Here is a 14322-nt window from a genome sequence, read left to right on the forward strand (position 1 = left end):
ATTTCTCTGGGATCATAGAACACGTGGCACGATCAAGTTTTGCAGCAAAAAGTTACCGCACCCGCGGGATTATTCTGCGTACCCATAAGTTGGGTGAGGCGGATCGAATCATCACGCTCTTGAGCCCGGAACTCGGCTTGATTCGTGCCGTGGCCAAGGGTGTGCGACGTACCAGCTCCAAGTTGGGGGCAACTCTTGAACCCTTCATGGAGGTCGACGCCCAGATTGTTGCTGGCCGTTCGCTGCACACCATCCTTCAGGCCCAATTGCGCCACCCCTACGGTCAGGCACTGGTGGCCGACTATGCCGCCTACACCGCCGGCGCCGCAATGCTGGAAACCGCCGAACGACTCACCGACGCCGACGCCGAATCGATCGCCCCGCAATACCGCCTGCTGCACGGGGCCCTGGCCACGCTGGCGCGCGGCGGTCATGAGCCGGGCACGGTGCTTGATTCCTATCTACTGCGCGCCCTCGCCACCGCCGGCTGGGCACCAAGCTTCAGCCACTGTGTGCGCTGCGGCGCGGTCGGCCCACATCAGGCCATCAATATTCCCCTCGGCGGGGTGGTCTGTCATGACTGCCGCCCCGCCGGATCAATCTCCCCGTCTGCCGCAACCGTCACGCTGCTCGCCGCCCTTTTGGACGGGCAGTGGAGCGTGATTGACGCGGCGGATGCCACCACCCGAGCGCAGAGTGCCACGGTGGTGGGCAACTACCTGCAATGGCACCTGGAACGCGCCGTCAAATCCCTTAAACTCGTGGAGCGAAGTTGAGTAAAGCCATCAAGATCACCGGAAAACCAGGACCGAATGTCCCCGCGCTGCGCGCCGATGATGCAGCGATGCCAAATATCCCGCGCGAGTTGCTACCGCAACATGTCGCGATCGTGATGGACGGTAACGGGCGCTGGGCCAATGCGCGCGGTCTTGCCCGCACCGAGGGTCATCGCGCCGGTGAGGCGGCACTGTTGGACGTGATGGCCGGAGCGGTGCAGATGGGCATCAAGTATGTCTCGGTTTACGCGTTCTCCACCGAGAACTGGAAGCGCAGCCCGGAAGAGGTACGTTTCCTGATGGGCTTCTCCCGGGATGTGCTGCGTCGTCAGCGCGACACCCTGAATCAATGGGGTGTGCGCATTCGCTGGGCGGGTCGAGAACCGAGGCTCTGGCGCACGGTGGTCAATGAGCTTAAGGAAGCCGAGCAGCTCACTGCCGGTAACCAAACCTGCCAGCTGACCATGTGCGTGAACTACGGTGGGCGCGCCGAAATCGCCGACGCAGTGAAGGCCATCGCCGAACAGGTGGCTGCCGGGACGCTGAAGCCCTCACAAATTACCGAAAAGACCGTTGCGAAGCATCTGGATGAACCCGAGATGCCGGACGTTGATCTTTTCCTGCGCACCAGTGGTGAGCAGCGGACCTCGAACTTCCTGCTGTGGCAATCCGCCTACGCGGAAATGGTGTTTATTAACGAACTCTGGCCGGACGTTGACCGCACCACGCTGTGGGAAGCGGTGCGTGAATATGCCAGCCGCGACCGTCGGTATGGGGGAGCGGTAGACAAGCCGGCCAACGCGGCACCGACGACCGCGCCTTAAATAGCGCTCGGTGGGTGTGCCGGGTGGCTCGTGACCCGTCGTGGGTTAGCGCTGGGCGTGTCCTTTGGCCCGGGCGTTGTCCCGGGCCAACAGCCCTCGCACGTACCCCGAACTCCACCTGTCCATGGCGGCGTAGGCCGCTGCCCGGGGCTGAGGCAGGGAGGAAAACACATCGTGCATGCTGCCATTGATGACAGCGTTGGTGACCTCGCGCCCCAGCTTCAGGGATCGCTCACGCACCACATTAACCTCCAAAACGCTATCGCTATGCAGCATCGCCTCATCGAAGCTCGTGCCCAGATGTGTCGTTTTGGAGGTCAACACCAGGATCGGGATGCGAATGTCCAGTCCTCTGGCGACCTCCCGGTGTCCGGCCATCACCGCGGTGATCCAGCCGGCCGTGACCGGGAAAGCGATCTGCGGGCGCCAAAGCGGATGAAGATCCCAGTGACCGTGCGCCAGCCTCGAGAGCGAGCGCCAATAATTATCGAGTTCCGGCAGGTGCAGTTTGGCGCGCGGACGCCGCCGGGCGATCGGTTCCACGACACCTTGGGCGGCGTAGCGCACCAAATAGCTGCCCTGCATCTCCAACCACGGACTATTGAGGATCAATGCGTCGAAGGCCTCGGGGTTCCTGTTGACCCACAGGCTTGCTATCAGTCCGCCGGTGGAATGGGCCACGCAGACTCCCGGCGCGTCATGTCCTTCTAACGAGCGGATCATCGCCAGTGCGGCGTCCAAGTCGGCGTCGTACTCATCCAGCGACAAGGTGAACCCGGGATTTAAATGGTGGGCTCGCAGGCTGCGCCCGTACCGGCGCAGGTCCAGCGCGTAAAACGCGAAACCCCGGGCCGCCCAGTGGGCGGCCATTTCGGTGTTGTAGAAGTAGTCACTCCACCCATGCACTGCCAGGACAAAACCCGGGTGCTCGCTGACCGTCGGCTGCTGGGCGTTGGATGGGGGAGTGTGGGTTGTGCTTCGTGCGGCGGTCGGCGGCAAGAATCGTTCAATCAGACGTGATAACCAGGACGTCTTACCGGGCTGGAAATTCTCCGGCGCCGATTCCGGTGGTAGATAGCGCACGAGGGTGGCGCAGAGTTCACCCTCGTCATCATGGCCCATCGGCAGTGTGGTGTAACTGAAACCAACGCCCAGAATGTCCTCTTCCCACCGGCCCTGCGCAGTGGTGAGGGTGTAGTGCGGCCACTTGGCGCTGGGATCATCGTCCGGAGCACGGATTGAACCTGTATCGAGGGGCGATGGTTGCGACATGTGTTGAGCATAACGAACTTGAAGTTGTTTGGGGCCGAGGTTGCGGGAAGACTAGGAGTCATGCGCATATACCCCACGATTTTCCGAGTCGTTTTCCAGGGCATGGACCCGGAGAAAGCCCACCATTTATCCTTTAACGCCTTGCGGCTGGCCGAGAAGTTTGGGGTTTCGAGTGTCTACCGCAAGTTGTGCGCCCCGAAGCCATCCCTGCGCCGCACCGTGATGGGCATCGATTTCCCCTCGCCCTTTGGGCTGGCAGCCGGATTCGACAAGGAAGGTGCGGGCATCATGGCCCTAGCCGATCTGGGTTTTGGCCATGTAGAGGTTGGCACCATCACCGGGGCCGCACAGCCGGGCAATGAGCAGCCGCGGCTCTTCCGGCTGGTTGAGGACAAAGCCGTCATCAATCGCATGGGGTTCAACAATGCCGGGGCCCACGCCGTGGCCCCGCGCATTCGCGAGGCTCGGATGCGTTTGAGAAATCGATTTGGCGCCCATCGTCCGATCATTGGTGTGAATATTGGCAAGACCAAGGTGGTGGAGTTGGATGACGCGATTGCCGACTACCTGATCTCCACCCGCGAGCTTGCCGCTCACGCTGATTATCTGGTGGTGAACGTGTCATCCCCGAACACACCCGGGCTTCGCCTGTTGCAGGGTGTTGAGACGTTGCGCCCACTCTTGGGAGCCGTAGGTGTTGAGGCGGACCGGGTTGCTGGACGCCATGTGCCGCTGTTGGTGAAGATCGCGCCGGATCTGACCGATGCTGACATTGCCGACGTCGCCGCACTGGCCACCGAACTGAAGCTTGATGGCATCATTGCCACCAATACCACCATCGCTCGCGAACCTCTGGTCACCGATGCGTTCAAGGTGGCCGGAATTGGTGCCGGTGGACTTAGCGGTGCCCCATTGAAGGCTCGCTCGCTGGAAGTATTGAAGGTACTGCGTGAAAAGGTGCCGGCGGACATGGCCATCATCTCCGTTGGCGGCATTAGCAGCGGTGCGGACGTCATTGAGCGTCTGGCCGCCGGTGCCGACCTGGTGCAGGGATACACCGCGTTCCTCTACGAGGGACCGGCCTGGGTGCGCAGCATCAACAAGGAGCTAGCCGAGGCCGTTTCCCGCGGCGAACGTTTGAGCGCTAAGTAAGAATTCCGTAGCCAGCTGGGCCTCCGACGCTTGTTGCGTCGGAGGCCCACTGTTTTTCGTGGCGAACTGCCGGGCTTCTTAAGCGAAAAGGCGTGTGGCCCCGCTCCGGATTAACCCGGTGGTTGGGGCCACACGCCTGGTGTGGATTATTGAACGCTAGTGCGTGTTTTAGCGGGGATCGTCTCCGCGGCGGACCTGCGGCTTGGGCAGGCGCAGCTTGCGGAACTGCATGCCGCGCATGACGCCATACCAAATGACGCCGCGCTCTACGGAGCCAAAGCGGGCGATGAGGCCCTTCTTCAGGCCGCGAGATGCGATGAAGGCCTCGAGGGCAACCAGCACGACCAGGATCCACAGGGCAAAGGTGACGTACACCGTTACCTGCGGGAATCTGGAAAGGCTCAGCGAAACGATGAGGAAGGCGAATACGGCGAACATCAGGTATTCACCGACCATGATGCGGCGATCCACGAAGTCGCGAGCGAAACGCTTCTGCGGGCCACGATCACGGATGGCCATGAATCGCTCATCGCCAGTTTCATTGGCCAAGCGCATGCGGTTTTGCGCTTCGAGTCGTTGTTCGCGTTCGGCCGCGCGCGCAAGCTTGCGGTCGGTGGGCACCAGGGGGCGCTGATTCTGCGCCTGCTGCACACTACGTTTAGGGGTCGGGGCATTTTTGCCGACGGGCTTGATGGTCTCTTCTGTGGGCGCTTCTACGGAAGCTGCCTGATCTTTCTTGCGTCCAAACACCGCACCAGTCTAGCGTGCAGAGGCGGTGGGGCAGGTATTGCCCCGCCCGTACAGTTGTAGGCTTTTCTCTATGACTACCAAGAACACCGACAACACGGCGAACTTTGGCGTTGACCGCGACGCATTGGCCGCCCACGTTGATGCAGCTTTTGACCGTATCGTTTCCGAACTGAGCACACTCGTGGCAATTCCGGGTATCGCGTGGGAATCTTTTGATTCGGCCCAGCTGGACCGGAGTGCCGAAGCCGTCGCGGAGTTGGTGCGCGAAGCCGGCATGGAAAATGTTGAGATTCTCCGCGTCCCCACGGCGAGCGGCGCCATGGGCGGACCTGCCATCGTGGCTAATCGTCCGGCCCAAGCGGGAAAGCCCACGATTCTGTTGTACGCGCACCACGACGTGCAGCCTCCGGGCGATGAAGCCCTGTGGAACACCTCCCCCTTTGTCGCCACCGAAATTGACGGTCGACTCTATGGCCGAGGTGCAGCAGATGATAAGGCGGGAATCATGGTGCACATTGCCGCCCTGCGCGCGGTGCTAGACAGCGTTGAGAACTTCGGCCTGGGTGTCACCTTCTTCCTTGAGGGGGAGGAAGAAGCCGGCTCACCGAGCTTCCGCCAATTCCTTGAGACCCACCGTGACCGACTGGCCGCCGACGTCATCGTCGTGGCCGACTCCAGCAACTGGAAGGTCGGTGTTCCGGCGCTGACTACTTCACTGCGCGGAATGGTCGGGGGAGAGGTTGAAATCCGCGTGCTGGATCATGCCGTTCACTCCGGCATGTTCGGTGGACCACTACTTGATGCGCCAACGGTTGCCGCCCGGCTGATTGCCACCTTCCATGATGAAGTGGGCAACGTAGCCATCAAGGGATTGGTTTCGAACGAGCTGGCCACCGTCGATTACCCGGAAGCAGAATTCCGTAAGGATTCCTCGGTATTGGACTCGGTGACGCTGGCCGGTACCGGAAACCTGGCTGACCGCTTATGGAACAAGCCGGCCCTGTCGATCATCGGCATGGACATCCCCTCGGTGGCGGTGTCCTCTAATACGTTGATTCCATCGACCCGCTTTAAGCTGAGCCTTCGGGTGGCGCCGGGACAGGATCCGCAGGCCGCCACGGAGGCGGTACGCGCCCACATCATGTCCCAGAATTTGGGTGGAGCCCAGGTGAACTTCGTGTCCGATGAGAACGGTCAGTCCTTCTCCACCGATACCAGTGCGCCGGCGGCGCAGGCCAGCCTGTGGGCCTTGGGTGAGGCCTGGGGAGTCCCGGCCGTAGAAACCGGCATTGGTGGATCGATCCCTTTTATCTCCGATCTGTTGGAAGTTTTCCCGGAGGCGCAGATTCTGGTCACGGGCGTGGAGGACCCCGACTCTCGAGCACATTCGGCCAATGAGTCGCTGCACCTAGGTGACTTCCGTCATGCCATTCTGGCCGAGTCCCTGCTGATGGCCCGTTTGAACAATTACGGCCTATAACGAACACGGGACATAACCGCGACAGCATTTGTTTGCTCGTCGTACCATTGAAGATGAGGGGCAGCGCTTGAGGCGTCGCCCAAGTGAGCAGTATATGGAGGATTACACATGACAACTGCAGCAAATGAGACCACCGCAGACCCGACCGAGCTTTCGACCCACCAGGTCCAGCTCACGGATGTTGCAGCGGGAAAGGTCCGCTCATTGCTTGAGCAAGAGGGACGCACCGATCTTCGTTTGCGTGTCGCTGTCCAGCCGGGCGGCTGCTCTGGCCTGATTTACCAGCTTTACTTTGACGAGCGCCTGCTTGAGGGCGACGCCGTCAAGGATTACGACGGTGTCGAGGTCGTAGTCGATAAGATGAGCGTTCCTTACCTGGATGGCGCATCGATCGACTTTGAGGACACCATCTCAAAGCAGGGCTTCACCATCGACAACCCTTCCGCCGGTGGGTCTTGCGCCTGTGGAGATTCCTTCCACTAAGCCGGAACCAATTGCACCGCCCATACGTTGAGTCATCTTCGTCCCTGGGCGGTGTTTTGGTCGGCATTCGAGCACCCGAGAGGGTAAGCTCTACGGTAAGTAGTAAAACTATGGTTTTCTTCGACCTCATCAGCGTTGATTCACTTGAGTCCGGCCGCTGGGCGTCGAAGACTCATTCAGCACCAACAAAGAGGAAGGGCCGTCTGTGAGTTCGCAAGACCGAACCAGCAGCCGCGGTAAAGGTGTAGCCAAAGTCTTGGCTATCGCCGGCGCTGGCGCGTTGTTGTTGACGGGATGTTCGGAGCAAGTCCAGCGAGGTTGGCTCCCGAACGTCGAACGTGACACCACCAACCACACCGGTATGATCCAGGATCTCTGGGTTAACACGTGGATTACCGTACTTCTGATCGGTATCCTGACGTGGGGCCTGATGCTTTGGTGCATCATTGCCTACCGCCGCCGCAAGAATGACACTGGCTACCCGCGCCAGCTCAGCTACAACTTGCCGCTTGAAATCTTCTACACGGCCGTACCTCTCGTACTCGTCCTGACGTTCTTCACGTTTGCAGATGGTGCCGAGAAGTCGATCAATACCGCCGTGGATTCCGAGCTTGTTGTTGACGTCCGTGCCAAGCAGTGGGCATGGGACTACAACTACAGCTACAAGGGTCAGGAAAATTACGAGGCAACGACTCAGGCTCACCTCACCGGCAAGGAAGGCGTTGAGGAAACTCTTCCAGTCCTTTACCTGCCGGTTGGAAAGACTGTGACGCTTGAGCTGAATAGCCGCGACGTTATTCACTCGTTCTGGGTTCCTGCATTCTTGCAGAAGCTTGACATGATCCCGGGCAAGACCAACTACATTTATCTCACCCCGCAGGTCGAAGGAACATTCGACGGCAAGTGTGCAGAGCTCTGTGGTGAGTACCACTCCGAGATGCTTTTCAACGTGAAGGTAGTACCCGAGGCCGAATTCGTCGCTCACATGGCAACCTTGCCTGAGGGTCACATCGGCGCCGAGTATGATCGCCAGCCGGGCACGGTCAACCAGACCAAAACCGCCCACACGGAAGGAGAGTAATCCGTCGTGACTACTTACGAATACGCAACGGACGAGGCCACTAGCCTCGCGCCTCGCGTGGTGCCGGTATCCAAGGGGCGGATTTTCGTCAACTGGATCACCTCCACCGACCACAAGACCATCGGGTACATGTACCTGATCATGTCGTTCATCTTCTTCTGCATCGGTGGCGTCATGGCACTGGTGATCCGCGCCGAGCTGTTCGAGCCCGGTATGCAGATCTTGCAGACCAAGGAACAGTACAACCAGCTGTTCACCATGCACGGCACCATCATGTTGTTGATGTTCGCAACCCCGTTGTTCGCGGGCTTCGCCAACGTCATGATGCCGCTGCAAATCGGTGCACCGGATGTGGCCTTCCCGCGTTTGAACGCACTGGCCTTCTGGTTCTTCGCCTTCGGCTCGACGATCGCCGTCTCCGGTTACCTCACCCCACAGGGTGCGGCTTCCTTCGGTTGGTTCGCTTACGCGCCGCTGTCGAACACCACCTTTAGCCCCGGCGTCGGTGGAGACCTCTGGGTCTTCGGTCTGGCACTCTCGGGCTTCGGTACCATCCTTGGTGCGGTCAACTTCATCACCACGATCATCTGCTTGCGCGCACCGGGTATGACCATGTGGCGCATGTCGATCTTCACCTGGAACACGTTGATCACCGGCATCCTGATCCTGATGGCCTTCCCGCCGTTGGCAGCAGCTCTGTTTGCACTTGGTGCCGACAGGCGTTTCGGGGCCCACGTCTTTGATCCCGAATCGGGCGGCCCAGTCTTGTGGCAGCACCTGTTCTGGTTCTTCGGCCACCCCGAGGTTTACATCATTGCCTTGCCGTTCTTCGGCATCGTCTCTGAGATCTTCCCGGTCTTCTCCCGCAAGCCGATCTTCGGCTACAAGGGTCTGATCTTCGCCACCATCTCGATCGCGGCACTGTCCGTATCGGTATGGGCCCACCACATGTACGTCACCGGCTCGGTCATGCTTCCGTTCTTCGGCTTCATGACGATGTTGATCGCCGTACCCACGGGTGTGAAGTTCTTCAACTGGATCGGCACCATGTGGCGAGGCTCGATCACCTTCGAAACGCCGATGCTCTGGAGCATCGGTTTCATGGTGACCTTCCTCTTCGGTGGTTTGACCGGCATCATCCTGGCGGCCCCGCCGCTGGACTTCCACGTCTCGGACACCTACTTCGTGGTTGCTCACTTCCACTACGTGGTCTTCGGTACCGTGGTATTCGCTATGTTCGCCGGATTCTACTTCTGGTGGCCGAAGTGGACCGGCAAGATGCTCAACGAGCGCTTGGGTAAGATCCACTTCTGGTTGCTGTTCATCGGCTTCCACGGCACGTTCCTGATCCAGCACTGGTTGGGTGTTCTGGGCATGCCGCGTCGTTACGCCGACTACATGCCGGAAGACGGGTTCACCACCATGAACCAGTTCTCCACCGTCTTCGCCTTCATCCTGGGTATGTCGATGATCCCGTTCTTCTGGAACGTTTGGACCACTCACCGCCACGGTAAGAAGATCCACGTGGATGATCCTTGGGGCTTTGGTGCATCGCTGGAATGGGCAACTTCTTGCCCGCCACCGCGCCACAACTTCCACTCCATCCCGCGTATTCGTTCCGAGCGTCCGGCTCTTGACCTGCACCACCCGGAACTGAGCGCACGCTCGACTCCGGAAACCGCAGTTGCCAAGATCTTCGGCCCGGCTGACCAGAAGGATAAGTAGAGATGAAAGTAGAGTCTTGGCTCTTCCTCGGCGGAATCTTCTTCTTCACGCCGGTCGGAATCGTTTACGGATACATGGTTGATTGGAAGGAGCCGGTCGGTTTCCTCGGCCTCTTCCTCCTCTCGGGCATGTGCATCCTCATCGGTTGGTACCTGCTGTTCACCGCAAAGCGCGTTGGTCCTCGTCCCGAGGACCGTCTTGATGGGGAAATCCACGAGAACGCCGGATCCATCGGAGTCTTCGCTCCGTGGAGCTGGTGGCCGCTGATCCTGGGTACGGGCGCCGCTATCGGCTTTGCCGGTTTGGCCCTGGGCTTCTGGGTAATGTTCATCGGCGTCGGCTTCACCATCATTGCGTTGGTCGGCTGGGTCTACGAATTCAGCCGCGGTAACCACGCTCACTAGTACGGGCGTTGTACTGAAACACTGATCTCATCAAGAGCGGTGCTTCTTCCCCTTGTAGGGGAGGCAAGCACCGCTCTTGACGTTTAACGGCCCAGGCCAACAATGCGGGAGAATGGAAACACAAGGGGTGCCGGAAGGCCGTCACCCCGACGATGGAGTATCGATGAAACCCTACGCGCCACGGCCCAAGGTCAACGGGCTGATCGACGAGAATTCGCCGGTGAGCAAATACCGGCAGATTCGCGAGATCTTGCGAACCCATGCCAAGACGGTATGCCAACCCGGGTACCGCCTGCCGCCCGAACGTGAACTTGCCGAAGGATTCAACGTCGCCCGCAAGACACTGCGTCAGGCCATCGATTCGTTGGTGGAGGAAACGGTACTCACTCGCGTGGTCGGGGTGGGCACCTTCGTTTCGCACCCCAAAGTTGACCTCCAGATCCGGCTGAACTCCTACAGCGAGGAGATGGTCAGGCGCGGCATGGTGCCAGATGCGCACGTCTTGCGTTTTGACGAGGTACCCGCCTCCAGTAGCCTCTCCCGGCATATGGAGATCGAGGAAGGCACCATGGTCATCCGCTTTAGTCGCCTCCTGCTGGCCGATGGCAAACCCATGAGTTTGGATGAGAATTTCCTGCCCAGCGAATTGGTGCCCGGCTTCCTCAAAGACACCCCGCCCAGTTCGCTTTATCAGTCCTTGCATGAACGCTATGGTCTGGTTCTGGAATGGGGAGAGGATCAGATTGAAAGCACCGCAGCCAGCGCCGAACACGCGAGCCTGCTGCAGGTAGACGTCGGCTTCCCGCTGCTGCGGATCACGCGCTACGCATTTGTTGGGGAGGGACTGGTGGATTATTCGGTCTCGCTCTACCGCTCGGATCGATACAAGTTATTTGTACCGTTGCAGCGTCAGGGGAGCCGTAGCCCGCGTTACACCACCATGCGCTAACAACCCCCGGCTGGTGCCCGGATCGTCACTTGGTACCCGGATCGACACTCGTGTGGCAGCTTACCCACGATCGGGCTCCGGCCGGCAGGACCGTGGCATAGCGACGCCCGGACGAAGAGTTCTCCTTCTCCTGGGATAAACAGCCGTGCTCGCTGAGCGTCTTCCGCGAGCGTGCGGAAAGTTGGATTCCGTCATCATTGTGCCGACAGGCCACACCCATGCCGGAACAGCTGGCACATCTGCTCAGGATGATTCGGGGGCTGACCGGTAGCGGAACAATGGTTGGCGTTAAGTAGTCTGTTTGAGCGGTATGGTTCGAGTGTTGCTGGTGGCTAAGTGTCGGTAAATGGACGCGCGGGAGACTGCCAGGGCTTTGGCGATCTGGGTGGGACTCTCCCATTGGCATGTCTGGCCTACGCGGCTGCGAGGGTATCGGCTTCCATGACGGTGGGGCGACTGCCGGTGCGGCCTTGGGCACGGGCTGCGGCTAAGCCAGCCAAGGTCCGTTCACGGATCATGTCGCGCTTGAGTTCGGCGAACGCGGCCATCATGACAAAGAAGAACTTCCCTTCTCCGGTAGGACTGTAGGTTCCGGTGAGAATACGCAGGCCGACTCCTCGCTCGTGGAGGCTGTCGGCGTTGGTAAGCACGTCCTTCGCCGACCGGCCGAGACGGTCCAATTTCCACACGCACAAGGTGTCCGTCGGACGGAGATGATCGAGTCCTTCAACGAACCCCGGGCGGGCGGTGGCGCGTCTGGAGATCTTGTCTTCGAAGATCCGGCCGCAGCCCGCCGATTCAAGGGCGTTGCGCTGGAGTTGGGATTCTTGCCCTTTGGTGGAAACCCGGGCGTTACCTGTGACAGTTGGCCCGGAACGGCGGTTAAGTTGCAACGTCAAATGGCGGTATGCCATTTCCCTGCGGCCGCATCCCATGCAATGTTCGGCCCAAAGGGTGTCCCGCCGGTTGCGGGTGACACTGCAACCAACTTCGTTGTCGTGAGCGATGAATTTACCGAAGCTTTTCCGGTATCTGGAAGTTGCCGTTGTTGGCGTTGTCGGAGTACTCGCAGCAGGATGCCAACAACAATACGTCCACTCCGGTCAGGACCGAGGCCGGTGGCAGCGTCACTACCAAAGCAATAGATGCGAGCGCGCCGATGGCTTGCCGTGCCTTGGGACACCGACGATCAGCAACGGGATGGGTGAACGCAGCAATGCTCGCCAGCAGATAGTCGACGAACACCCCAGAGTACGAGAACCCGGTGGCGTGGCGCAGATCCGCCACGGTGATCACTAGGCAAATCACGACCGCGAGAACCACTTCGGCGTGATGCGGGACCTAGTAGCGAGGGTGGACGGCAGCAAGCCAATTCGGCAGATCATGTTCCCTGGCCATGGCGAAACTGGTTCCCGGGTGTCGCGCTGGGGGATCGAATAAGAAATTCCAGCGGCAACTGGCAGTTGCGCACGAGCGGCACTGTCGAAGTTCGCCTAAGGGCGTTGGCAAGCTCCGGAACCCACGGGTTGATATGTGCGAAATCGATCGCTGAATAGGTGCGTCTAGGTATCCTCGAGCGACTGCTCTTTAGCGTTCGTGCGGTCCACCGTGCGTGGATACGGGCTGTGGCAGGGTGAATCGTATGGTGGTTCCTTTTTTGGGGGTACTTTGCAATCTAATGGTCCCGCCGTGCATTTCCACAATGGATTTGGTGATCAGTAGGCCTAGGCCAAGTCCGGGGATGGCGCGTTGTAAGGCCGACTCGGCCCTGAAAAACCTGGTGAATGCTTCTGCTTGCTCGGTGTTACTCATGCCCATTCCTGTGTCTTGGATGGTACATACGAGGTCTTCGCTCTCGGGCCAGGCCCGCACTGTGACAGTACCGCCATCGGGAGAGTACTTAATAGCGTTGGAGACGAGGTTATCCAGCACCTGTCCGATTCTCCCGGCATCAATGACGACAGGCATTGGACCCTCGACCAAACTCATTAAGGTGACCGCATTTGTGGCTGCCGAAGGGGCTGCTGCCGCCAAGCTGTGCGCTACTAGCTGGGCAAAGTCGGTCGGAGTAGGTCGGTACGTCAACGTTTTTGCGGTCAAAAGGTCATTGACAAGACCTAGTAGGCGTTCAGCGTTGCGTTCGATGACTGCTACAGAGCTGGCTACCTCGGAGGGGAGGTCCTGCCCGTCGTCCATGATGAGACTTGCATAGCCCAAGATGGAGGACAACGGTGTTCGAAATTCATGGGAGACCCGGGCTACAAAGTCATCCTTGGCGGCCAGCGCGGTAAGCATGCCTGTGACGTCGTGGAAGGAAATTACAGCGCCATCATTATTGCCATCAGCGTCCTTCATCGTGCGGGCAGTGGTGGAGAAGGCGCGGGCTCGGTCGCCCGATCCGACCCAGATCTGGCAGTTAGTGAAAGACTCGCCCCGAACGGCCCGGCGCACGGGGCGATCCTCGGTGCCCAACGGTGTCACCTTGTCCGTTCCAAACAGCAATAAGTCCTTCTCTTCCGGATCCCCGGTGTGATCGGGGACGGCAAATGCGTGGAAAGCCTGTTGGGTGGAGTTCATCAACTGGTCATGGCCCTGAGCATCAACTACCACCACGCCCACGGGGATTGCATCCAGGACAGTGGAGAGAAGCTGTTCGCGCTGGCGGCTAGCTTCCAGCGCAGCGCGCAACTGCACATCCATGGCGAGAACTGCCAAACGCTGGCGGTCCAGTCTTGCTGTCATGCTCACCACTGTCAGGGAAAAGCCGGCCATCATGAACGGGAAGAGTAGCGGCTTGCTCAACTGCTCCGCCGTGACCGGAATACCGGCAAGAAGGATTGGGGTCCAGATGATTAACAAAGTTCCCACTAGGCTGCTGAAAACTGCCGTCTTGCGTGCCAGGCCCGAGGTAGAGAGCCAGAAGACAGGAAACAGCATCAGCAATCCAGCCGACGTTGCGTATAGCAGGCTGCCCTCACGGGTAAAGCCAATAGCCACAAAATCCAGGTACGGAATGACCAAGAAGGATGAGGTCGGGAGCCTCTCCCAAGGGACCGCAAAGCAGAGGACAAAGATGGCGGCGTGCATCCACAAGCCAGTGACAAAAACGGGATTAGCGAAGATCTGCGGGAAAACAACGCCAGCATGGACGACCATCAAAATCACCGTCAGGCTGAGTGGTGCCTGGGTGAGAATGACCCTGACCCGTAGGGAACGAGAGTGAAAGTGACGGTGAACTAAACCCGCTGTGCTGGACTGAGTCATGGGACTTCCATCTGTGGCACGCGCCGGGCCCGGGGATCCAAGGACGACCGTGCCGCGACGTGTGAGAGGGAACTACGTGGCACCGGAAGTATTCCGGGCAACACGTAACGATAATGTCATAGCCCATCGGTGATCCCATATATTCGGCCTTGGGGAGCAGCG

At 59.6% G+C, this 14322-nt stretch carries 14 protein-coding genes; 9 read left to right on the forward strand and 5 right to left on the reverse strand.

Translation table 11 applies throughout. The features are described from left to right. Positions 1 to 23: 23 nt before the first annotated feature. Entirely contained in the window at positions 24 to 776 is a 753-nt protein-coding gene (recO, locus tag HED64_RS09285) for a DNA repair protein RecO (RefSeq protein WP_132363774.1), read from the forward strand. Between the two features lie 47 nt (positions 777 to 823). Further along, positions 824 to 1600, forward strand: coding sequence for an isoprenyl transferase (locus tag HED64_RS09290; protein ID WP_281069224.1), 777 nt, complete (start codon positions 824 to 826; stop codon positions 1598 to 1600). A gap of 45 nt (positions 1601 to 1645) precedes the next feature. Here HED64_RS09290 and HED64_RS09295 read toward each other — a convergent pair whose 3' ends face one another. After that, a complete protein-coding gene (locus HED64_RS09295) occupies positions 1646 to 2872 on the reverse strand; it encodes an alpha/beta hydrolase (RefSeq protein WP_168151736.1) in 1227 nt (408 codons plus the stop codon). Positions 2873 to 2932: 60 nt separating this feature from the next. Between HED64_RS09295 and HED64_RS09300 the strand changes: the two genes are divergently transcribed. Further along, entirely contained in the window at positions 2933 to 4024 is a 1092-nt protein-coding gene (locus HED64_RS09300) for a quinone-dependent dihydroorotate dehydrogenase (protein ID WP_168151737.1), read from the forward strand. 168 nt (positions 4025 to 4192) lie between these two features. Here the strand turns inward: HED64_RS09300 and HED64_RS09305 are convergent, their stop codons facing one another. After that, on the reverse strand, positions 4193 to 4774 hold the full coding sequence (locus tag HED64_RS09305; protein ID WP_168151738.1) for a DUF3043 domain-containing protein: 582 nt from the start codon (positions 4772 to 4774) through the stop codon (positions 4193 to 4195). A 70-nt stretch (positions 4775 to 4844) separates the two neighbouring features. Between HED64_RS09305 and HED64_RS09310 the strand changes: the two genes are divergently transcribed. From HED64_RS09310 to HED64_RS09335, 6 genes are all read left to right on the forward strand, one after another. Beyond that, entirely contained in the window at positions 4845 to 6254 is a 1410-nt protein-coding gene (locus HED64_RS09310; RefSeq protein WP_168151739.1) for a dipeptidase, read from the forward strand. A 108-nt stretch (positions 6255 to 6362) separates the two neighbouring features. After that, positions 6363 to 6737, forward strand: coding sequence for a HesB/IscA family protein (locus tag HED64_RS09315; protein ID WP_132363784.1), 375 nt, complete (start codon positions 6363 to 6365; stop codon positions 6735 to 6737). A gap of 205 nt (positions 6738 to 6942) precedes the next feature. Then, the gene (gene ctaC / locus HED64_RS09320) at positions 6943 to 7818 is read left to right on the forward strand and encodes an aa3-type cytochrome oxidase subunit II (RefSeq protein WP_168151740.1); all 876 of its coding nucleotides are present in this window, start codon (positions 6943 to 6945) and stop codon (positions 7816 to 7818) included. A gap of 6 nt (positions 7819 to 7824) precedes the next feature. After that, a complete protein-coding gene (gene ctaD / locus HED64_RS09325; RefSeq protein WP_168151741.1) occupies positions 7825 to 9543 on the forward strand; it encodes an aa3-type cytochrome oxidase subunit I in 1719 nt (572 codons plus the stop codon). Between the two features lie 2 nt (positions 9544 to 9545). Next, positions 9546 to 9947 (forward strand): cytochrome c oxidase subunit 4, encoded by a 402-nt coding sequence (locus HED64_RS09330; protein WP_168151742.1) that lies wholly within the window; start codon positions 9546 to 9548, stop codon positions 9945 to 9947. 163 nt (positions 9948 to 10110) lie between these two features. Then, a complete protein-coding gene (locus tag HED64_RS09335) occupies positions 10111 to 10896 on the forward strand; it encodes a GntR family transcriptional regulator (protein WP_132364005.1) in 786 nt (261 codons plus the stop codon). A 413-nt stretch (positions 10897 to 11309) separates the two neighbouring features. On the opposite strand, the gene HED64_RS09340 is transcribed toward HED64_RS09335, so the two are convergent. The 3 genes from HED64_RS09340 to HED64_RS09350 form a co-directional block, all read right to left on the reverse strand. After that, positions 11310 to 11795, reverse strand: coding sequence for a recombinase family protein (locus tag HED64_RS09340; RefSeq protein WP_210149458.1), 486 nt, complete (start codon positions 11793 to 11795; stop codon positions 11310 to 11312). Positions 11796 to 11907: 112 nt separating this feature from the next. Further along, a complete protein-coding gene (locus HED64_RS09345; RefSeq protein WP_168151743.1) occupies positions 11908 to 12192 on the reverse strand; it encodes a hypothetical protein in 285 nt (94 codons plus the stop codon). 291 nt (positions 12193 to 12483) lie between these two features. Continuing rightward, on the reverse strand, positions 12484 to 14160 hold the full coding sequence (locus HED64_RS09350) for a sensor histidine kinase (protein ID WP_132363795.1): 1677 nt from the start codon (positions 14158 to 14160) through the stop codon (positions 12484 to 12486). Positions 14161 to 14322: the final 162 nt, after the last annotated feature.

The organism is Paeniglutamicibacter terrestris (assembly GCF_012271785.1).
Taxonomy (GTDB): domain Bacteria; phylum Actinomycetota; class Actinomycetes; order Actinomycetales; family Micrococcaceae; genus Paeniglutamicibacter; species Paeniglutamicibacter terrestris.